Origin of the sequence: Escherichia sp. E4385 (genome assembly GCF_963883145.1) — a bacterium.
Classification (GTDB): Bacteria; Pseudomonadota; Gammaproteobacteria; order Enterobacterales; family Enterobacteriaceae; genus Escherichia.
This window is the reverse complement of record NZ_CAWOOJ010000011.1, coordinates 238444-257471: the sequence shown is the minus strand read 5'-3', so window position 1 is coordinate 257471 and position 19028 is coordinate 238444. Positions and strand designations below refer to the sequence as shown.

Below are 19028 nucleotides of genomic sequence, written 5' to 3'. Positions count from 1 at the left end.
AATAAGTTACAGTGTCACACCATTTCCCCACTTAAAGCACGTACAGCTTTTGCGCCTGACGTCTTTTCCCGCAAAATAGATGCCCGTGTTTAACTTGCCATTTCTACTCATGCATCATCTACACCTTTACCCGGATCTGCGCACCCTGTTTCGTCGTCTGCTTATCGCAACGATAATCGGTATTCTCGCGGCGTTTGCCGTTGCCGGATTCCGTCATGCCATGCTGTTGCTGGAGTGGTTGTTCCTGAGCAATGATTCCGGGAGTCTGGTCAATGCTGCAACAAACCTTTCTCCGTGGCGACGCTTGTTAACTCCTGCGCTCGGCGGTCTGGTGGCAGGTTTATTGCTCATGGGTTGGCAGAGAGTTACGCAGCAACGACCCCATGCGCCGACCGATTATATGGAAGCGTTGCAGAGCGAGGGGCAGTTCGATTACGCAGCAAGCCTGGTAAAATCACTTGCCTCTCTGCTGGTGGTGACAAGCGGTAGCGCAATTGGCCGTGAAGGGGCGATGATTCTGCTGGCGGCTCTTGCTGCATGCTGGTTTGCCCAACGTTTTACGCCGCGTGAAGAGTGGAAATTATGGATTGCCTGCGGTGCTGCGGCAGGCATGGCTGCAGCCTATCGCGCACCGCTTGCCGGGAGTTTATTTATTGCCGAAGTGCTGTTTGGCACCATGATGCTTGCCTCTCTTGGCCCAGTGGTGATTTCAGCCGTGGTGGCATTGCTTGTCAGCAATCTTATTAATCACAGCGATGCATTGCTCTACAGCGTTCAACTCGAGGTGACGCTGCATGTGCGGGACTATGCGCTAATTATCAGTACCGGCGTACTGGCTGGTCTTTGCGGACCATTACTGTTGAAAATGATGAGCGCCAGTCATCAAGGTTTTGTTCACCTAAAACTGACGCCGCCCTGGCAGTTGGCGTTAGGGGGGTTGATCGTCGGCCTGCTTTCCCTGCTCACACCTGCCGTATGGGGCAATGGTTATAGTACGGTGCAATCCTTTTTAACCACCCCACCACTGTTTACGGTCATTGCTGCGATCTTCATCTGCAAACTTTTTGCCGTGCTGGCCAGTAGCGGTTCCGGCGCGCCTGGCGGCGTGTTTACGCCAACGCTATTTATCGGGCTTGCAATTGGCATGCTATATGGACATAGCCTGGGGTTATGGCTTCCAGGCGGCGAAGAAATGACGCTTTTACTCGGACTAACAGGGATGGCAACTCTGCTGGCTGCGACCACGCATGCGCCAATTATGTCGACATTGATGATATGTGAAATGACCGGGGAGTATCAGCTACTCCCCGGTTTATTGATTGCCTGCGTGATCGCGTCGGTAATGTCGCGGACCTTACACCCTGACTCTATCTACCGACAGCACACTACGCAGCATGGCTAAGCGGATGTATTGACCCAGTTCTCGCTGTTCAGCTCGGGGCAGATAAGGCAGTTCACCAATGAGCGGTGCCGGGAGTTTTTTACCCAGCACATCAATGATTTCAGCATAATGCGCTAACCCAGGGTTAATACGATTAGCCACCCAGCCAATGAGAGGCAGACCGTCGTTCGCAATCGCTTGTGCGGTCAGAAGCGCATGGTTAATACAGCCTTCCTGAATACCCACCACCATCAACACTGGTAGCTGCTCCTGGACCACCCATTCAGAGAGCGGACGCAGATCATTCATCAGGCTACGCCATCCGCCAGTCCCCTCAACGACAACATGATCAACTTTGTCAGTCAGGTTAGCCAGACCATTTGAAATGAGCGTGTAATTGATTGGACAACTGTGCGCCACGCTACTTTCTTCTTCGCTTAACGCAATGGGATTGACTGCTTCATAAGGCAGTTCAATTGATGAAACACTCTGCAACACCAGGGCATCTTTGTTACGCAGCCCCTCAGGTGTCTCTTTGCTCCCCTTCGCTACGGGTTTGTATCCCGCAACTGTTTTTCCCTGGGAGGCTAACGCTTGTAGCAATGCGCGGGAAACCACCGTTTTCCCTACAGAAGTGTCTGTACCTGTTATAAAGAAACGCTTCAGCATCACTAACTCCACCGTTATGCTTCACTAATATAAGCCAGGAAAATAATTCAACGTGGAAAGTCTAAGTTATGCTTTCTGCACTCAATTTGAGATAGCGCAAATTTTGGTAGAACAGTTAAAAAATGTTAACCCTGCAACAGACGAATCAGCAAAGATCCATTATATAGCGCATCTTTTACCAGCGCGGCCCCTGCCATTGTCCCCTGATTGGTGAACTGAGTGCTCTCAACGCTAATATGCTGGCTGTATGCAGGAAGCGCCTGCTGACGGATGCTGTCAGAAATCACAGGGAACAGAATATTTGCCGCTTTGCTTAACGGCGAGCCAATCAGTATTTTTTGTGGGTTAAATAAATTCACCATGATGGCCAGAATACGCCCAACATGCGCGCCTACGCCAGTGATAATATCCTTTGCCAGCAAGTCACCCTGCAACGCCGCATGGCATAATGAATCTACGCTCAAAGGCTGCCCGTGCAACATCGAACTCATTGACTGATTAAGGCGTAATTGCGCCAGTTCGAGGATGCTGTCCACACTGGCGATGGTTTCCAGACAACCGTGGTTACCGCAATAACAGCGTTTACCATACGGATCCACTTGGGTATGACCAATTTCTACCAGGCTACTGCTTCCAGCATGTAACAAGTGACCGTCGGTAATCACGCCCGCGCCAACATTGTGATCAATTACCACCTGAATCACATCGCGCGCCCCGCGAGAGGCTCCAAATAATGCCTCGGCCATCGTCCATGCACTAATATCATGCTGAATGTAAACCGGTACACCTGTGTGCTGCTCCAGCGCTTCGCCGAGCGGCATCTCTTTCACATCCTCGTAAAACGGCATCCGGTGCACAATACCATTTTCCGTATCAATAATTCCCGGCAAAGTAATGGCGATGGATGTCAGGCGCTCGAGTTTTTTCTGATGACGGATAAAAAACTGATCAATATGCGCAATGATACGTTCCAGCAAAGGCAATTCATCCTGAAGCGCCAGCTCCTGTGTCTCTTCCACCACCAGCTTGCTGCTTAAATCACGCAGGGCAAGAAAAATTAAACCACGACTGATGCGCAGAGAAAGATAATGCCAGGCTTCTGTTTCCACCACCAACCCCACCGCAGGGCGGCCACGGTTTCCCCCTTCTTTAATTTCTAACTCTTGCACCAGATGCGCTTCTAGCATTTCGCGGACAATTTTGGTGATACTGGCGGGAGCCAGTTGCGCCATGCGGGAAAGGTCGATACGCGAAATGGGACCAAGCTGATCAATCAGGCGATAAACAGCACCCGCGTTGGTCTGCTTTATTTGATCAATATGTCCAGGCTGGTTTTCTGCAACCACCTTATACTCCCTATATTTTCGCGCTCCGAAATAATCTGTAGGCTATGGTGAAACACTTCAATGCGTGCCGTCAAATTTTTACTTAGCCATGTGATTAACAGCACACTTTTCGGGTTTTTTAGCTGAATTTTACCTCACCTGAGAGCATTCAGCAGCTGAATACGAAAGTTTCGCGCTGCCGGACTTTGTTCATGATGCGTCGGCCAGACCAACCACATTTCAGAAACCGCATCTTCTTCAGCAATAGGTATCCAACGCATTTCATTAAGCTGAACACGCTTAAATGAGGCAGGCAAAATCGAAACACCCAAACCGGCAGACACAAGGCCAATGATGGTCATCGCCTCGCCCACTTCCTGGGTAATAACCGGTGTAAGATTGTAGCGTCGCATCAGGCCCAGAATGTCATCATAAAGCCCTGTCCCAACGTGAGGATCAAAGAAAACAAACGGCTCTTTTGCCAGTTCCGCCAACGTAACTACAGATTTACCGGCTAACGGATGATCGTGCGGAATCATCGCCATAAGCGGTTCATGCACAATTACCGCATGGTTCAACGTCTCCGGCAGCAAAGTATTGCGTAACAGTCCCATATCGAGCGTCCCTTCGATAAGGGGTGCAATTTGCTCGCGGGTATTCATCTCGCGCGTCTGCAAATGGACATCAGGAAATTCGCGGCGAAATAACGATAAGGTATCTGACACTGCGCGAATGAATGGCGCCGATGAGGTAAAACCAATGCGTAACTCTCCCGCCTCCCCCTGATGCAGTCGTTCTGCTCGCGCGGCGGCATCGTCTACCAGAGAAAGAATTTGACGACTATCGGCAAGAAATTGTTTGCCTGCAGCGGTGAGCGCGACGCTTCGATTGGTCCTGGCCAGCAGGCGCGCGCCAATTTGTTGCTCCAACGCCTGAATCTGTTGGCTTAGTGGCGGTTGAGAAATATTCAGGCGCGCAGCAGCTCGACCAAAATGCAGTTCTTCTGCAACAGCGATGAAGTAACGTAGGTGACGCAATTCGATATTCATATTTCATACATATTATTTGAGACTATTAATATATTAGACATAACAATTCGATTTTCCTACTCTATTCCTGAGCTAACACAACGCGCATATTTAGTAAGGATTTCAAGTGAGTCGTTCCACAACTGTTGATGGCGCTCCGGCAAGCGCCACTGACAAGCAAAACGTTTCCCAGCCAAACCTGTTCATCAAACGCGGTACGCCGCAATTTATGCGCGTGACCCTGGCGCTTTTTTCTGCCGGACTGGCAACCTTCGCACTTCTCTATTGTGTGCAACCTATCCTTCCGGTTCTTTCACAGGAGTTTGGCTTAACACCCGCAAACAGTAGTATTTCACTGTCAATTTCAACGGCAATGTTGGCTATCGGATTGCTGTTTACTGGCCCGCTTTCCGATGCCATTGGTCGCAAACCAGTGATGGTTACGGCGCTGTTATTGGCCTCCATCTGCACGTTACTTTCGACGATGATGACCAGCTGGCACGGCATTTTGGTGATGCGCGCCTTGATTGGCCTTTCATTAAGCGGCGTGGCTGCGGTGGGCATGACCTACCTTAGCGAAGAGATCCACCCGAGTTTTGTCGCCTTTTCGATGGGGTTGTACATCAGCGGTAACTCGATTGGCGGCATGAGCGGACGCTTAATTAGCGGTGTCTTCACCGATTTCTTCAACTGGCGAATTGCACTGGCAGCGATTGGCTGTTTCGCACTGGCCTCGGCGTTAATGTTCTGGAAAATTCTTCCAGAATCTCGCCATTTCCGCCCTTCCTCACTGCGCCCTAAAACATTGTTTATCAACTTCCGTCTGCACTGGCGCGACCAGGGATTGCCTTTATTATTCGCAGAAGGTTTTTTGCTGATGGGCTCATTCGTCACCCTGTTTAATTATATTGGCTATCGCTTGATGCTTTCCCCGTGGCATGTCAGCCAGGCGGTGGTGGGTTTATTATCGCTGGCCTATTTGACCGGTACCTGGAGTTCACCAAAAGCTGGAACCATGACCACCCGCTTCGGACGCGGTCCGGTGATGCTATCTTCGACAGGTGTCATGCTTGTTGGCCTGTTAATGACATTGTTCAGTTCGATATGGCTGATTTTTGCCGGGATGTTGCTCTTCTCCGCCGGATTCTTTGCTGCTCACTCGGTCGCCAGCAGCTGGATTGGCCCCCGTGCTAAACGCGCCAAAGGCCAGGCTTCCTCGCTGTATCTGTTCAGTTACTACCTGGGGTCAAGCATTGCTGGAACATTAGGTGGGGTCTTCTGGCATAACTACGGCTGGAACGGCGTTGGCGCCTTTATTGCGTCGATGCTGGTGGTCGCGATTATAGTGGGTACACGTTTGCACCATCGATTGCAGGCCTGAAAAAATAAGCCCGGGCTGAGTAAAATACCCACCCGGGCTTATTGTCTGCTCAACTCAACGTTAATAACCATCCTAAAATAGACGAAGCGCCAGCCAATTCCCGCAGCGCATCTAATGTCATCAGGATAATAAATACCCAAATTAGCGGATTCATTTACTGTGTGTCATTTATTGATGATGCAAAGTAATTCTACCGTTTTGGGAACAGAGAAATAGTAAACTCGATCAAGACTACTGATATTAGTAGGGAATTTACCTTAAGTCACATCGCGTTATTATTTACCAATTTACTTTGTACATATCGTTACATGCCGAAACCAACCACTCACGGAAGCCTCTCATTACCCGAGATATAGTCATTACATCGGCCCCGTAGTGGGGTTGCATAAAAAAACCAAATTGAGGGTATGACAATGAAAAAAGTATTAGCTCTGGTTGTTGCCGCTGCGATGAGTCTCTCTTCTGCCGCTTTTGCCGCAGAGACTGCGACCACACCTGCCCCTGCAACTACTGTCACCAAAGCTGCACCTGCAAAAACCATGCATCATAAAAAACAGCATAAAGCAGCACCTGCCCAAAAAGCGCAGGCGGCTAAAAAGCATCATAAAAAAGCGAAAACCGAACAGAAAGCTCCGGAACAAAAAGCACAAGCCGCGAAAAAGCACACCAAGAAACACAGTCATCAGCAACCTGCAAAACCAGCTGCCCAACCAGCAGCTTAAGTTTTCAGCAGCAATAATGGCGCGCCCCCTCGCGCCTGAAAATTACGGCGCTAGACGGATAACGTTTAGCGCCGCCTTAAGCGGAGGGTACTATGGTGGGCCGTTATCGCTTTGAGTTCATTCTTATCATCCTTATTTTATGTGCATTGATTGCCACTCGCTTTTATCTTTTCTGATCGTAGTTATCTGATTTCACTCCCACTTTAATCCCGTCCCGGCTATAGTATTTATGAGGGTTTGCTTTTAATAATCATAATTACCCACCAGAGTGTGATATGCGTACAACCATTGCTGTAGTACTGGGTGCAATTAGTTTGACATCTGCATTGGTATTTGCAGATAAACCTGACAGTCCTGAATCGGCTAATGATGAAGTCAGCACCCTTTTTTTTGGTCATGATGATCGAGTGCCAGTAATTAACACGACCCAATCTCCGTGGGATGCGGTTGGGCAACTGGAGACTGCCAGTGGAAATCTCTGCACGGCCACCCTGATTGCGCCCAATCTCGCATTAACGGCGGGGCACTGTTTATTAACGCCGCCAAAAGGCAAACCAGACAAAGCAATTGCGCTGCGTTTTGTGTCGAATAAGGGGCTATGGCGCTATGAGATCCACAACATTGAAGGCCGCGTTGACCCGACATTAGGTAAACGGTTAAAGGCAAATGGAGATGGCTGGATTGTCCCGCCTGCTGCCGCGCCGTGGGATTTTGGTTTGATTGTGCTGCGCAATCCGCCTTCTGGCATTACACCCTTACCACTTTTCGAGGGAGACAAAGCAGCACTCACCGCCGCATTAAAAACGGCAGGTCGCAAAGTGACCCAGGCAGGCTATCCCGAGGATCACCTGGATACGTTGTACAGTCATAAAAATTGCGAAGTGACTGGCTGGGCGCAAACGTCGGTGATGTCGCATCAGTGCGATACCCTACCGGGTGACAGCGGTTCGCCGCTAATGCTGCATACTGATGACGGCTGGCAGTTGATTGGCGTGCAAAGTTCGGCGCCTGCGGCTAAGGATCGCTGGCGGGCTGATAACCGGGCTATCTCTGTTACCGGCTTTCGCGACAAACTGGAAGAGTTATCCCGGCAATAGCGTTTAAATGCTGCCCGAAAATACGGGCAGCATAAACATCAGGCGAGTTTCACCATGATCATTCCGGCTAACAACAGGACCAGACCAACCCAGCCTTTGCGGTTTAACCGCTGACCAAACAGGACCCAACCGGCTGCTAATGTGGCGACAATACCAAACCCACCCCACAGCGCATACGCCACTGACAAGTCGATCCCTTTCACTGCCTGGGATAGTGCACTAAAAGCAGCAAGTACCGCCGCCAGCGACAGCAAGCCATAGACTTTACGGCGAAAGCCATCAGAAAATTTCAAAAAGACGTTAGCAATAATTTCCAGCACTATCGCCAGTGCCAACCAGGCGGCGTGAATCCATTCAAACTGAGCCATGATTCTGCTCCAGCGTAGATTTACGCACTTTACGTGTACCCGATTTGATCAAGACAATCCCGGCAACCAGAGTTGTTAACCCGACAATTTTCATCAGCGATAAACTTTCATCAAATAACAGAACGCTAAACAGCGTAATAAATAAAATACCGATACCTTCCCACAGCGCATAGGCTACGCCTAACGCAATTTTTTTAACGGCGAAAGAGAGAAGTATATATGACAGAGAAATCATCACCAGCATTAAAATAAACCCGCTGTTTCCATCACTGACGCTAGCCCATTTCATAGATAACGTGCCGGTAATTTCTGTGGCAATAGCCAGACCTAATAAAATCCAATAAAAATACATCGTCCTTCTCCTGCAAGAGAATTATTTTAATATTCGCTTAATTCAGCGAAAGTAAAGAGGTCAAGCCCAGCGCATAGCGCAAGCTTCGGCAGAAGAAAAGACTAAAGCGCGTTGCGCCAGTGCTGCTCACCTGCGAGCAAGATAGTGGATGAGGTACGAAGATGGGTAAATGTAGAAAATAACGTCCTGAACAAATTGTCCATAAAATTACAATTATCCGCAGTGTTGCTTCTCGTCATCGCGGATGATAATTGTCCTCGGTAGTTGAACACGTCTGATTTGTATCATAGCTTAAGAATTAACTCAAAACATTTTCATTTCTTTACCTGAGTGGTTTGATTTTCGTTATAATGCCGCCGCTAAAAATAAAATATTATTAGCGAAGGAAGAATATACGGGGATAAGCATGGCAAAGCCGATCATCACGCTCAATGGTCTAAAAATCGTCATAATGCTGGGAATGCTGGTCATTATTCTGTGCGGTATCCGGTTTGCCGCCGATATCATCGTCCCCTTTATCCTCTCGCTATTTATCGCGGTAATACTTAATTCTCTGGTACAACGCATGGTTCGCTGGCGAGTGCCGCGCGTACTGGCGGTGTCAATTTTGATGACCATTATCGTGATGGCGATGGTGTTAATGCTGGCCTATCTCGGTTCAACACTCAATGAACTGACCCGCACTTTGCCACAGTATCGCAGCTCAATCATAAAACCGCTGCAGGCTCTGGAACCTTTATTACAGCGCGTGGGTATTGATGTCTCAGTTGACCAACTGGCTCATTACATTGATCCGAACTCGGCAATGACGTTGCTCACCAACTTACTGACTCAGTTATCTAATGCCATGTCGTCAATATTTTTATTGTTGCTGACGGTGTTGTTTATGCTGCTCGAAGTTCCACAACTACCCGGTAAACTCCAGCAAATGATGGCGCGTCCGGTTGACGGGATGGCGGCAATACAGCGCGCGATTGACAGTGTGTCGCATTACCTGGTACTAAAAACGGCTATCAGCATCGTCACCGGACTGGTCGCCTGGGCGATGCTCGCTGCACTGGATGTTCGCTTTGCTTTTGTCTGGGGATTGCTGGCCTTTGCGCTTAATTACATACCCAATATTGGTTCAGTTCTGGCAGCAATTCCCCCTATCGCTCAGGTACTGGTGTTTAATGGTTTCTACGAGGCGTTACTTGTACTGGCGGGATATCTGCTGATTAATTTGGTCTTCGGCAATATTCTGGAACCACGCATTATGGGGCGCGGGTTAGGACTTTCCACACTGGTGGTTTTTTTGTCATTAATTTTTTGGGGATGGTTGTTAGGACCGGTAGGTATGCTGCTTTCTGTGCCGTTGACGATTATTGTCAAAATTGCACTTGAGCAAACGGCGGGAGGCCAAAGCATCGCCGTTCTGTTAAGCGATCTCAATAAAGAGTGACGGCCTCCGTAGAGGCCGTTGAGGTTACAGAGCTTTGAGGATTGCATCCACGCTGGCTTTGGCGTCACCAAACAGCATGTGGGTGTTCTCCTTGAAGAACAGCGGGTTTTGCACGCCAGCATAGCCGGTGTTCATCGAGCGTTTAAAGACAATCACGTTCTGCGCTTTCCACACTTCCAGAACAGGCATGCCAGCAATCGGGCTCTTCGGATCGTCCTGTGCCGCCGGGTTAACCGTATCGTTGGCACCAATCACCAGTACGGTATCGGTATCAGCGAAGTCATCGTTGATTTCGTCCATTTCCAGCACGATGTCATACGGTACTTTCGCTTCCGCCAGCAACACGTTCATATGCCCTGGCAAACGCCCCGCAACCGGGTGAATCCCGAAGCGCACATTGATACCGCGCGCACGCAGTTTCTCGGTGATTTCTGCGACCGGATACTGTGCCTGCGCTACCGCCATGCCATACCCTGGAGTAATGATTACTGAATGCGAGTTTTTCAGCAGCTCCGCCGTCTCTTCTGCGGTGATTTCGCGGTGTTCGCCCACTTCCTGATCATCGCCGGTAGAGGAACCATCAGTGCCGAAACCGCCCGCAATGACGCTGATAAAGGAACGGTTCATCGCCTTACACATAATGTAAGAAAGAATCGCGCCCGACGAACCGACCAGCGCACCGGTCACAATCAGCAGGTCGTTACTGAGCATAAAGCCCGCCGCTGCCGCCGCCCAACCGGAGTAGGAGTTCAGCATCGACACCACCACTGGCATATCAGCGCCACCGATGGAAGCCACCAAATGCCAACCGAAGACCAGCGCTATAGCGGTCATTATCAGCAATGCCAGCACCTGCAAGCCAACACTATCGGTACGAACAAACACCATCAACAGCAGGAAGGAAACGACCAATGCAGCCAGGTTCATTTTATGGCGGTTTGGCAGCATCAACGGTTTAGACGAAATCTTTCCGCACAGCTTACCGAACGCCACAACCGAACCGGTAAAGGTTACCGCACCAATAAAGATGCCAAGGAACACTTCCGTCAGGTGAATGTTGGCCAGAATCGGTGCCATTCCCGCGTCATGATGCAGATAGCTGTTAAAGCCAACCAGCACCGCCGCCAGCCCCACGAAGCTATGCAGGATCGCCACCAGTTCCGGCATTTCAGTCATTTCGACTTTCTTCGCCAGACGGATACCAATCGCGCCACCAATGACCATCGCAACCAGGATCCAGCCAACATTGCCAGTATCCGGCCCGAAGATGGTTGCAATTAACGCAATCGCCATCCCGGCGATACCGAAGTTGTTGCCACGGCGAGACGTTTCATGTTTAGAAAGCCCGGCCAGACTGAAGATAAACAGGATCGCGGCAACAATGTATGCAGCTGTAACTAATCCTCCAGACATATGTTACCCCTTAGTTTTTGCGAAACATTTTCAGCATGCGCTGAGTCACGGTAAAGCCACCGAAAATATTAATGCTGGCGATAAGCACCGCGATAAAACTAAGGAAGCTAACCCAGCCGCCCTGGCCAATCTGCAATAGAGCTCCGACAACAATAATCCCTGAAATCGCGTTAGTAACCGACATCAGCGGCGTATGCAACGCGTGGGAGACATTCCACACCACGTAATAACCTACGACGCAGGCCAGCGCGAAAACGGTAAAGTGCCCGAGGAATTCTTTCGGTGCTACGCTTGCCAACCAGCCGAAAAGGATGATTGCCAGCGCCATCAGCGCATATTTACGCCACGGTGAGCAGGCACATTTTTCTTCGGTTTTAACATCAGGTGCCGCTTTCTGTGCTGCCTGCGGTTGGACTGAAACCTGAATCGGCGGCGCCGGCCAGGTAATTTCGCCAGAGCGGATCACGGTCACGCCGCGAATCACCACATCATCAAAATCAACCGTGATATTGCCGTCTTTCTCTTTGCACAACAGTTTCAGCAGATTGACAAGGTTGGTGCCGTAAAGCTGTGAGGATTGCGTCGGCAGGCGACCAGGAAGATCGGTGTAGCCAATCACTTTGACACCATTCTCCGTGGTGAAGATTTCACCCGGCACGGTGTATTCACAGTTACCACCGTTTTGGGCTGCAAGGTCGACAATCACACTACCCGATTTCATAGAATCAACCATTTCACGGGTAATCAGTTTCGGTGCTGGTTTGCCTGGAATAAGCGCGGTGGTCACAATGATATCGACCTCTTTTGCCTGGGCGGCAAAGAGTTCCATTTCTGCTTTGATGAACGCTTCCGACATCACTTTGGCGTAACCATCGCCGCTACCGGCTTCCTCTTTAAAATCCAGCTCGAGGAATTCCGCGCCCATACTTTGAACTTGTTCTTTCACTTCCGGGCGGGTATCGAATGCACGCACAATTGCGCCGAGGCTGTTTGCTGCGCCAATGGCGGCCAGACCTGCAACCCCCGCACCAATCACCATCACTTTTGCTGGCGGCACTTTACCTGCTGCTGTGATTTGCCCGGTAAAGAAACGCCCAAACTCATGAGCCGCTTCAACAATGGCGCGATAACCAGCGATGTTCGCCATCGAACTTAACGCATCAAGCGATTGAGCACGTGAGATACGTGGTACAGAGTCCATCGCCATCACGGTTACGTTACGCTCCGCGAGTTTTTGCATTAACTCCGGATTCTGCGCGGGCCAGATGAAGCTTACCAGCGTGGTTCCCGGATTTAGTAACGCAATTTCATCATCTAACGGCGCATTGACCTTCAGAATGATCTCTGACTGCCAGACGTTATTCCCTTCTACAATTTCGGCGCCCGCTTGCACAAACGCTTTATCGTCAAAACTAGCCAGTTGACCTGCGCCGCTCTCTACCGCGACGGTAAAACCTAGTTTCAGCAACTGCTCCACTGTTTTCGGCGTTGCTGCAACACGGGTTTCATTGGTTAACCGTTCTCTTGGTATGCCAATTCGCATGATATTCCCTTCCATCGGTTTTATTGATGATGGTTTGCCTGTGTTTTTGATACACAAGCCGCTCATGTACGAGCTAAATGTTACTCCGTTAAAATAAATTAGTAACAAACGCCTATAACGTACTGAAAATAATGCCTGTGATCTAGCGTCAAAAATCAGTATTTCGGCGTGAACTCGCAAAATATTAACGATTCAGCCTTGATAGCGGGATAAACACCATAGAACACAGGATAATGGGCGATAATTGTCTTTGATAATCAGGTAAAACATGAGATTTCACCGACGCCAGCCACCAGTTAACATTAAATTAACTTATACAATTCAGCCAGTTCAGTCATTCTTCTGTTGTTGTGGCTATTTTTTAAGCGCGATGCTCATTCGATCAGATTTAAAATCAAATCAAGAAGTCTGATATGAAAAAATCACGCAGACAGTTACACACTTTAAATGCAATAATCAGCCACGTTTCTCGTTAATAACAATACCAGTACCTGGTTTGCGCAAGGCGAAGGATTATTTTTATGAAGCTTAAGAACACCCTCCTGGCGTCGGCACTGCTTTCTGCTACGGCATTTTCCGTTAACGCAGCAACAGAACTGACACCGGAGCAAGCGGCAGCGGTTAAACCTTTTGACCGTGTAGTGGTTACCGGTCGTTTTAATGCCATTGGTGAAGCGGTTAAAGCCGTTTCCCGTCGCGCTGATAAAGAAGGCGCCGCCTCTTTTTATGTTGTCGACACTTCAGATTTCGGTAACAGCGGTAACTGGCGTGTAGTTGCCGATCTTTATAAAGCCGATGCTGAAAAAGCAGAAGCTGATAAGAATCGCGTTTTTAATGGCGTTATTGAACTGCCTAAAGACCAGGCTGTTTTGATCGAACCGTATGACACCGTTACCGTCCAGGGCTTCTTCCGCAGCCAACCGGAAGTGAACGATGCCATCACCAAAGCAGCAAAAGCGAAAGGTGCCTACTCTTACTACATCGTTCGCCAGATAGATGCCAACCAGGGCGGCAACCAGCGTATTACTGCGTTCATTTACAAACAAGATGCTAAAAAACGCATCGTCCAGAGCCCGGATGTGATCCCTGCGGATTCTGATGCTGGTCGCGCGGCACTGGCCGCAGGTGGCGAAGCCGCGAAGAAAGTTGAAATCCCGGGCGTTGCCACCACTGCATCACCAAGTGCTGAAGTTGGTCGTTTCTTTGAAACTCAGTCCTCAAAAGGTGGACGTTACACTGTCACGCTTCCTGACGGCACCAAAGTAGAAGAACTGAACAAAGCGACCGCTGCAATGATGGTTCCGTTCGATAGCATTAAGTTCTCGGGTAACTACGGCAACATGACCGAAGTCTCCTACCAGGTTGCTAAACGTGCCGCGAAGAAAGGTGCTAAGTATTACCACATCACCCGCCAGTGGCAGGAACGTGGTAACAACCTGACCATCAGTGCAGACCTGTATAAATAAATAACTATTCAGTATCACATTAAGGCGGCTTTATGCCGCCTTTCAGATTTTTAGCTACAAATTTTCCCGCAACCATTGCATGCCGCCACTTCTCTTCGTAAAATCCCGCGCTTTAGTGGCATTCACCATTTTTATGCGTTTTGCCCTAATATTTATTCTTCTGAACACGTTTTAAACACTGGATATCGATGGAAAAGAAACTGGGACTGAGCGCACTCACCGCGCTGGTATTAAGCTCAATGCTGGGCGCGGGTGTTTTCAGTCTGCCGCAAAATATGGCGGCGGTTGCCAGCCCGGCAGCATTGCTCATCGGCTGGGGTATTACTGGCGCTGGCATCTTATTGCTGGCCTTTGCCATGCTGATCCTGACACGCATTCGTCCCGACCTTGACGGCGGTATTTTTACCTATGCACGGGAAGGGTTTGGCGAGTTAATCGGCTTCTGCTCCGCGTGGGGATACTGGCTATGTGCGGTTATCGCCAACGTCTCTTATCTGGTTATCGTCTTTTCCGCATTAAGTTTCTTCACCGATACGCCGGAACTACGCCTGTTTGGCGATGGTAACACCTGGCAATCGATCGTCGGTGCATCGGCATTATTGTGGATTGTTCACTTTTTGATCCTGCGCGGCGTACAAACCGCCGCCAGCATTAACCTGGTGGCGACATTGGCAAAATTATTGCCGCTTGGTTTGTTTATTGTGCTGGCGATGATGATGTTCAAACTGGACACCTTCAAGCTCGACTTTACAGGCCTTGCGCTTGGCGTGCCGGTATGGGAACAGGTGAAAAACACCATGCTGATCACACTGTGGGTATTCATTGGTGTGGAAGGTGCGGTGGTTGTTTCTTCACGGGCGCGGAATAAACATGATGTTGGCAAAGCAACGCTTCTGGCAGTGCTTTCTGCACTGGGCGTTTATTTATTGGTCACCCTGCTTTCGCTGGGGGTGGTTGCTCGTCCTGAACTGGCTGAGATTCGTAACCCGTCTATGGCCGGTCTGATGGTGAAAATGATGGGGCCGTGGGGCGAGATTATCATCGCTGCCGGATTGATCGTTTCTGTTTGTGGCGCGTATCTAAGCTGGACCATTATGGCGGCAGAAGTCCCCTTCCTGGCAGCGACGCATAAGGCATTCCCGCGTATTTTTGCTCGCCAGAATGCACAAGCAGCGCCGTCTGCCTCGCTGTGGCTGACCAACATCTGCGTGCAAATTTGTCTGGTGCTGATCTGGCTGACCGGCTCTGATTACAACACGTTGCTGACCATCGCCTCAGAGATGATTCTGGTGCCCTATTTCCTGGTTGGCGCATTCTTGTTGAAAATCGCTACTCGTCCACTGCATAAAGCGGTAGGTGTCGGCGCCTGCATTTATGGCTTATGGTTATTATACGCTTCAGGCCCAATGCACCTGTTGTTGTCCGTCGTTTTGTATGCGCCAGGGCTACTGGTCTTCCTGTACGCGCGTAAAACGCATACACATGATAATGTATTGAATCGTCAGGAAATGGTGCTGATTGGCATGCTGTTAATTGCCGCAGTTCCGGCCACCTGGATGCTGGTGGGATAACTTTCGTCCCATCGTTTGCTTGCAAAGGAGATTAACGATGGGGAAAACCCAGCCCTTGCCAATATTAATCACTGGCGGAGGCCGTCGTATCGGCCTCGCTCTCGCCTGGCATTTCATTAATCAAAAGCAACCGGTGATTGTCAGCTATCGGACGCACTATCCTGCCATTGATGGACTGGTTAATGCAGGTGCGCAGTGTATTCAGGCTGATTTTTCAACGAACGACGGCGTGATGGCGTTTGCCGATGAAGTGTTAAAAACCACCCACGGCCTGCGTGCCATTTTGCATAACGCCAGTGCGTGGATGGCAGAAAAACCAGGTATGCCACTGACTGATGTTCTGGCCTGCATGATGCAGATCCATGTTAATACCCCTTACCTGCTCAACCATGCGCTGGAAAGATTACTACGCGGTCACGGACACGCCGCCAGCGATATCATTCACTTCACCGATTATGTGGTGGAGCGCGGAAGCGACAAACATATTGCCTATGCTGCAAGTAAAGCGGCACTGGATAATATGACCCGTTCGTTTGCCCGCAAACTGGCACCGGAAGTGAAAGTGAATTCTATTGCACCATCGCTGATCCTGTTTAACGAGCATGATGATGCCGAATATCGCCAACAGGCGCTGAATAAATCACTGATGAAAACCGCGCCTGGTGAGAAAGAAGTTATCGACCTTGTCGATTACTTACTCACCAGTTGCTTTGTAACCGGACGCAGTTTCCCGCTTGATGGCGGCCGTCATTTGCGTTAATGCAGCTTCATCCAGCAAATAATTAGCACCCATGCGCTTAACCCCCAGCACACAACAGAACCCACAAAAGCAGCGGGCAAGCGCATGATTCCGGTGAAATACCACAACGACGCCAGATAAACAAAATAGGGAATAATCGACCACATACTGAAAACGATTGTGGCGCGTAAAGCTTCAATGCCGCGTTCACTGACAACAATATAATGCGCGATGAGCGCAAAGGTCGGAAAAAGCGGGATCAGCCCGGCGATATAGTAATTTTTCGTTCTTGCTAATACACCAATCAACACCACCACCAGCGCACCAAGCGCGGCTTTGATTACCAGCCCCATTGTTTTACCTTAACACTTCCATAACAAGTCATCTGTAGAATACCCGATGCAACCTTGTTTAGAAACGATTGATAGTAAGTAAAATCAGCGCGGTGTATTGTGACGTTTTTATATCTGCCGTGAATAATATGAACACTATCGTATTTGTGGAAGATGACACTGAAGTTGGTTCACTGATTGCCGCGTACCTGGCAAAGCATGATATGCAGGTTACCGTGGAACCGCGCGGCGACCATGCCGAAGAGACAATTCTGCGGGAAAATCCGGATCTGGTGCTGCTCGATATCATGCTGCCTGGCAAAGACGGAATGTCCATCTGCCGCGATTTACGCGCAAAGTGGTCCGGACCGATTGTTCTGCTGACCTCTCTCGATAGCGATATGAACCACATTCTGGCGCTGGAAATGGGCGCCTGCGACTATATTCTCAAAACAACGCCCCCCGCTGTTCTGTTGGCGCGTTTACGTTTACATTTGCGTCAGAACGAACAAGCGACGCTGACCAAAGGTATTCAGGAAACGTCTCTGACACCTTACAAACCATTGCATTTCGGTACGTTAACTATCGACCCCATCAACCGCGTAGTGACACTTGCTAACCATGAGATTTCACTCTCGACGGCTGATTTTGAATTGTTATGGGAACTAGCCACCCATGCCGGACAAATTATGGACCGCGATGCGCTGCTGAAGAATTTACGCGGCGTCAGTTATGACGGGCTGGATCGTAGCGTGGATGTAGCTATTTCGCGGTTACGAAAAAAACTGCTCGATAACGCTGCCGAACCCTACCGCATTAAAACCGTGCGTAACAAAGGCTATCTTTTTGCGCCTCATGCGTGGGAATAAACGATGAAAAAACTGTTTATCCAGTTTTATCTTTTGCTGTTTGTCTGCTTTCTGGTGATGTCTCTACTGGTTGGCCTGGTGTACAAATTTACCGCCGAACGTGCAGGCAAACAGTCGCTGGATGATTTGATGAACAGCTCGCTGTATCTGATGCGTAGCGAATTACGCGAGATCCCTCCACACGACTGGGGAAAAACGTTGAAGGAGATGGATTTAAATCTCTCTTTCGATCTGCGCGTCGAGCCGCTGAGTAAATATCATCTCGATAATAACGCCATGCACCGATTGCGTGGCGGAGAGATTGTTGCTCTGGATGATCAGTACACCTTTTTACAGCGTATCCCGCGCAGCCACTACGTTCTCGCCGTGGGTCCCGTTCCTTATCTTTATTTCCTCCATCAAATGCGTTTGCTGGATATCGTGCTGATCGCCTTTATTGCCATCTCCCTCGCCTTTCCGGTGTTTATCTGGATGCGTCCGCACTGGAAAGACATGTTAAAACTGGAAGCGGCGGCGCAACGATTCGGCGATGGGCATCTCAATGAGCGTATTCACTTTGATGATGGTTCAAGCTTTGAACGACTTGGCGTGGCGTTTAACCAGATGGCGGACAATATCAACGCGTTGATTGCCAGTAAAAAGCAGCTTATTGATGGCATTGCCCATGAACTGCGAACACCATTAGTGCGCCTGCGTTATCGGCTGGAGATGAGCGACAACCTGAACGCCACCGAGTCCCAGGCCTTAAATCGCGATATCAGTCAACTGGAAGCCTTAATTGAAGAACTGCTGACTTATGCCCGGCTCGATCGCCCGCAAAATGAACTGCATCTTAGCGAACCAGACCTGCCGTTGTGGCTGTCAACACATCTGCAAGATATTCAGGTCGTGACCCCCGACAAAACGGTACGGATAAAAACGATCACGCCAGGTAATTACGCGGCACTGGATATGCGCTTAATGGAGCGCGTGTTGGATAACTTGCTCAACAACGCCCTGCGCTACTGTCATTCAACCGTTGAAACCAGCCTGCTACTGGCAGGAAACAGAGCAACATTGATTGTTGAAGATGATGGTCCGGGAATTGCGGCAGAAAATCGCGAGCATATCTTTGAACCCTTTGTTCGCCTCGATCCCAGTCGGGACCGTGCAACTGGTGGCTGTGGGCTGGGGCTGGCGATTGTCCACTCCATCGCTCTGGCAATGGGCGGCACGGTCAATTGTGACACCAGCGAACTGGGGGGCGCCCGCTTCTCGTTCAGCTGGCCACTGTGGCACAACATCCCGCAATTTACTTCTGCCTGACACCAAACGCACGGTGGTTAAGTTGT

General features: G+C 49.7%; 21 protein-coding genes. 11 read left to right on the top strand and 10 right to left on the bottom strand.

All coding sequences use genetic code 11. The features are described 5' to 3' along the window. The first annotated feature begins 109 nt into the window (after positions 1-109). Positions 110-1402, top strand: a complete 1293-nt coding sequence (gene clcB / locus AACS80_RS11140) for a voltage-gated ClC-type chloride channel ClcB (protein ID WP_135410694.1) — start codon at positions 110-112, stop codon at positions 1400-1402. On the opposite strand, the gene bioD is transcribed toward clcB, so the two are convergent. From bioD to AACS80_RS11125, 3 genes are all read right to left on the bottom strand, one after another. Beyond that, positions 1355-2050 (bottom strand): dethiobiotin synthase, encoded by a 696-nt coding sequence (gene bioD / locus AACS80_RS11135; protein WP_130209293.1) that lies wholly within the window; start codon positions 2048-2050, stop codon positions 1355-1357. The two genes, clcB and bioD, sit on opposite strands and share 48 nt — an antisense overlap. Before the next feature lie 125 nt (positions 2051-2175). Next, positions 2176-3396 (bottom strand): sugar metabolism global transcriptional regulator Mlc, encoded by a 1221-nt coding sequence (gene mlc / locus AACS80_RS11130; protein WP_130209295.1) that lies wholly within the window; start codon positions 3394-3396, stop codon positions 2176-2178. A gap of 134 nt (positions 3397-3530) precedes the next feature. Beyond that, positions 3531-4424: a LysR family transcriptional regulator gene (locus AACS80_RS11125; protein WP_130209297.1), complete on the bottom strand. Its 894-nt coding sequence runs from the start codon at positions 4422-4424 to the stop codon at positions 3531-3533. A 106-nt stretch (positions 4425-4530) separates the two neighbouring features. Between AACS80_RS11125 and AACS80_RS11120 the strand changes: the two genes are divergently transcribed. Further along, on the top strand, positions 4531-5784 hold the full coding sequence (locus AACS80_RS11120; protein ID WP_135410693.1) for an MFS transporter: 1254 nt from the start codon (positions 4531-4533) through the stop codon (positions 5782-5784). Positions 5785-5833: 49 nt separating this feature from the next. Here the strand turns inward: AACS80_RS11120 and AACS80_RS23965 are convergent, their stop codons facing one another. Beyond that, a complete protein-coding gene (locus AACS80_RS23965; protein WP_214251103.1) occupies positions 5834-5938 on the bottom strand; it encodes a KPN_01571 family protein in 105 nt (34 codons plus the stop codon). A gap of 259 nt (positions 5939-6197) precedes the next feature. Here AACS80_RS23965 and asr point away from each other — a divergent pair, with 259 nt between their 5' ends. The 3 genes from asr (at position 6198) to AACS80_RS11105 (ending at position 7603) form a co-directional block, all read left to right on the top strand. After that, on the top strand, positions 6198-6506 hold the full coding sequence (asr, locus tag AACS80_RS11115) for an acid resistance repetitive basic protein Asr (protein ID WP_214251102.1): 309 nt from the start codon (positions 6198-6200) through the stop codon (positions 6504-6506). A 92-nt stretch (positions 6507-6598) separates the two neighbouring features. Further along, positions 6599-6682 carry a hypothetical protein gene (locus AACS80_RS11110; RefSeq protein WP_000233091.1) on the top strand — a complete coding sequence of 28 codons (84 nt, stop codon included), beginning with the start codon at positions 6599-6601 and terminating at the stop codon, positions 6680-6682. A 99-nt stretch (positions 6683-6781) separates the two neighbouring features. Further along, the gene (locus AACS80_RS11105; RefSeq protein ID WP_130209303.1) at positions 6782-7603 is read left to right on the top strand and encodes a trypsin-like serine peptidase; all 822 of its coding nucleotides are present in this window, start codon (positions 6782-6784) and stop codon (positions 7601-7603) included. 38 nt (positions 7604-7641) lie between these two features. Here AACS80_RS11105 and mdtI read toward each other — a convergent pair whose 3' ends face one another. The 3 genes from mdtI to AACS80_RS23960 all read right to left on the bottom strand — a co-directional run bounded on the left by mdtI (position 7642) and on the right by AACS80_RS23960 (position 8595). Beyond that, positions 7642-7971 (bottom strand): multidrug/spermidine efflux SMR transporter subunit MdtI, encoded by a 330-nt coding sequence (gene mdtI, locus AACS80_RS11100; protein ID WP_130219061.1) that lies wholly within the window; start codon positions 7969-7971, stop codon positions 7642-7644. Next, positions 7958-8323 carry a multidrug/spermidine efflux SMR transporter subunit MdtJ gene (mdtJ, locus tag AACS80_RS11095; RefSeq protein WP_130209307.1) on the bottom strand — a complete coding sequence of 122 codons (366 nt, stop codon included), beginning with the start codon at positions 8321-8323 and terminating at the stop codon, positions 7958-7960. Before mdtJ ends, mdtI begins: the two co-directional genes overlap by 14 nt. 101 nt (positions 8324-8424) lie before the next feature. Next, positions 8425-8595 (bottom strand): protein YdgV, encoded by a 171-nt coding sequence (locus AACS80_RS23960; protein ID WP_130209309.1) that lies wholly within the window; start codon positions 8593-8595, stop codon positions 8425-8427. A gap of 134 nt (positions 8596-8729) precedes the next feature. Between AACS80_RS23960 and tqsA the strand changes: the two genes are divergently transcribed. Beyond that, a complete protein-coding gene (gene tqsA, locus AACS80_RS11090; protein ID WP_135410692.1) occupies positions 8730-9764 on the top strand; it encodes an AI-2 transporter TqsA in 1035 nt (344 codons plus the stop codon). A gap of 24 nt (positions 9765-9788) precedes the next feature. On the opposite strand, the gene pntB is transcribed toward tqsA, so the two are convergent. Continuing rightward, positions 9789-11177, bottom strand: coding sequence for a Re/Si-specific NAD(P)(+) transhydrogenase subunit beta (gene pntB / locus AACS80_RS11085; protein WP_130209313.1), 1389 nt, complete (start codon positions 11175-11177; stop codon positions 9789-9791). A 10-nt stretch (positions 11178-11187) separates the two neighbouring features. Next, the gene (pntA, locus tag AACS80_RS11080; protein ID WP_130219055.1) at positions 11188-12720 is read right to left on the bottom strand and encodes a Re/Si-specific NAD(P)(+) transhydrogenase subunit alpha; all 1533 of its coding nucleotides are present in this window, start codon (positions 12718-12720) and stop codon (positions 11188-11190) included. 521 nt (positions 12721-13241) lie between these two features. Here pntA and ydgH point away from each other — a divergent pair. The 3 genes from ydgH (at position 13242) to folM (ending at position 16517) form a co-directional block, all read left to right on the top strand. After that, positions 13242-14186, top strand: a complete 945-nt coding sequence (ydgH, locus tag AACS80_RS11075; RefSeq protein ID WP_130209317.1) for a DUF1471 family protein YdgH — start codon at positions 13242-13244, stop codon at positions 14184-14186. A 188-nt stretch (positions 14187-14374) separates the two neighbouring features. Continuing rightward, entirely contained in the window at positions 14375-15757 is a 1383-nt protein-coding gene (locus AACS80_RS11070; protein ID WP_130209319.1) for an amino acid permease, read from the top strand. A gap of 37 nt (positions 15758-15794) precedes the next feature. Continuing rightward, complete coding sequence (gene folM, locus AACS80_RS11065; protein ID WP_130209321.1) at positions 15795-16517, top strand: dihydromonapterin reductase; 723 nt, start codon at positions 15795-15797, stop codon at positions 16515-16517. Here the strand turns inward: folM and AACS80_RS11060 are convergent. Further along, positions 16514-16849: a GlpM family protein gene (locus AACS80_RS11060; RefSeq protein WP_135410691.1), complete on the bottom strand. Its 336-nt coding sequence runs from the start codon at positions 16847-16849 to the stop codon at positions 16514-16516. The two genes, folM and AACS80_RS11060, sit on opposite strands and share 4 nt — an antisense overlap. 128 nt (positions 16850-16977) lie before the next feature. Here AACS80_RS11060 and rstA point away from each other — a divergent pair, with 128 nt between their 5' ends. Together rstA and rstB are read left to right on the top strand one after the other, a co-directional pair. Beyond that, positions 16978-17697: a two-component system response regulator RstA gene (gene rstA / locus AACS80_RS11055; RefSeq protein WP_130209325.1), complete on the top strand. Its 720-nt coding sequence runs from the start codon at positions 16978-16980 to the stop codon at positions 17695-17697. A gap of 3 nt (positions 17698-17700) precedes the next feature. Beyond that, on the top strand, positions 17701-19002 hold the full coding sequence (gene rstB, locus AACS80_RS11050; protein WP_135410690.1) for a two-component system sensor histidine kinase RstB: 1302 nt from the start codon (positions 17701-17703) through the stop codon (positions 19000-19002). The last annotated feature ends 26 nt before the right edge of the window (positions 19003-19028 follow it).

Bases quoted from the DNA above. Each gene is read 5' to 3' on its own strand.
- clcB (WP_135410694.1), top strand. From the start codon at position 110: ATGCATCATCTACACCTTTACCCGGATCTGCGCACCCTGTTTCGTCGT.
- bioD (WP_130209293.1), bottom strand. From the start codon at position 2,050: ATGCTGAAGCGTTTCTTTATAACAGGTACAGACACTTCTGTAGGGAAA.
- AACS80_RS11125 (WP_130209297.1), bottom strand. From the start codon at position 4,424: ATGAATATCGAATTGCGTCACCTACGTTACTTCATCGCTGTTGCAGAA.
- AACS80_RS23965 (WP_214251103.1), bottom strand. From the start codon at position 5,938: ATGAATCCGCTAATTTGGGTATTTATTATCCTGATGACATTAGATGCG.
- asr (WP_214251102.1), top strand. From the start codon at position 6,198: ATGAAAAAAGTATTAGCTCTGGTTGTTGCCGCTGCGATGAGTCTCTCT.
- AACS80_RS11110 (WP_000233091.1), top strand. From the start codon at position 6,599: ATGGTGGGCCGTTATCGCTTTGAGTTCATTCTTATCATCCTTATTTTA.
- AACS80_RS11105 (WP_130209303.1), top strand. From the start codon at position 6,782: ATGCGTACAACCATTGCTGTAGTACTGGGTGCAATTAGTTTGACATCT.
- mdtI (WP_130219061.1), bottom strand. From the start codon at position 7,971: ATGGCTCAGTTTGAATGGATTCACGCCGCCTGGTTGGCACTGGCGATA.
- mdtJ (WP_130209307.1), bottom strand. From the start codon at position 8,323: ATGTATTTTTATTGGATTTTATTAGGTCTGGCTATTGCCACAGAAATT.
- tqsA (WP_135410692.1), top strand. From the start codon at position 8,730: ATGGCAAAGCCGATCATCACGCTCAATGGTCTAAAAATCGTCATAATG.
- pntB (WP_130209313.1), bottom strand. From the start codon at position 11,177: ATGTCTGGAGGATTAGTTACAGCTGCATACATTGTTGCCGCGATCCTG.
- pntA (WP_130219055.1), bottom strand. From the start codon at position 12,720: ATGCGAATTGGCATACCAAGAGAACGGTTAACCAATGAAACCCGTGTT.
- ydgH (WP_130209317.1), top strand. From the start codon at position 13,242: ATGAAGCTTAAGAACACCCTCCTGGCGTCGGCACTGCTTTCTGCTACG.
- AACS80_RS11070 (WP_130209319.1), top strand. From the start codon at position 14,375: ATGGAAAAGAAACTGGGACTGAGCGCACTCACCGCGCTGGTATTAAGC.
- folM (WP_130209321.1), top strand. From the start codon at position 15,795: ATGGGGAAAACCCAGCCCTTGCCAATATTAATCACTGGCGGAGGCCGT.
- AACS80_RS11060 (WP_135410691.1), bottom strand. From the start codon at position 16,849: ATGGGGCTGGTAATCAAAGCCGCGCTTGGTGCGCTGGTGGTGGTGTTG.
- rstA (WP_130209325.1), top strand. From the start codon at position 16,978: ATGAACACTATCGTATTTGTGGAAGATGACACTGAAGTTGGTTCACTG.
- rstB (WP_135410690.1), top strand. From the start codon at position 17,701: ATGAAAAAACTGTTTATCCAGTTTTATCTTTTGCTGTTTGTCTGCTTT.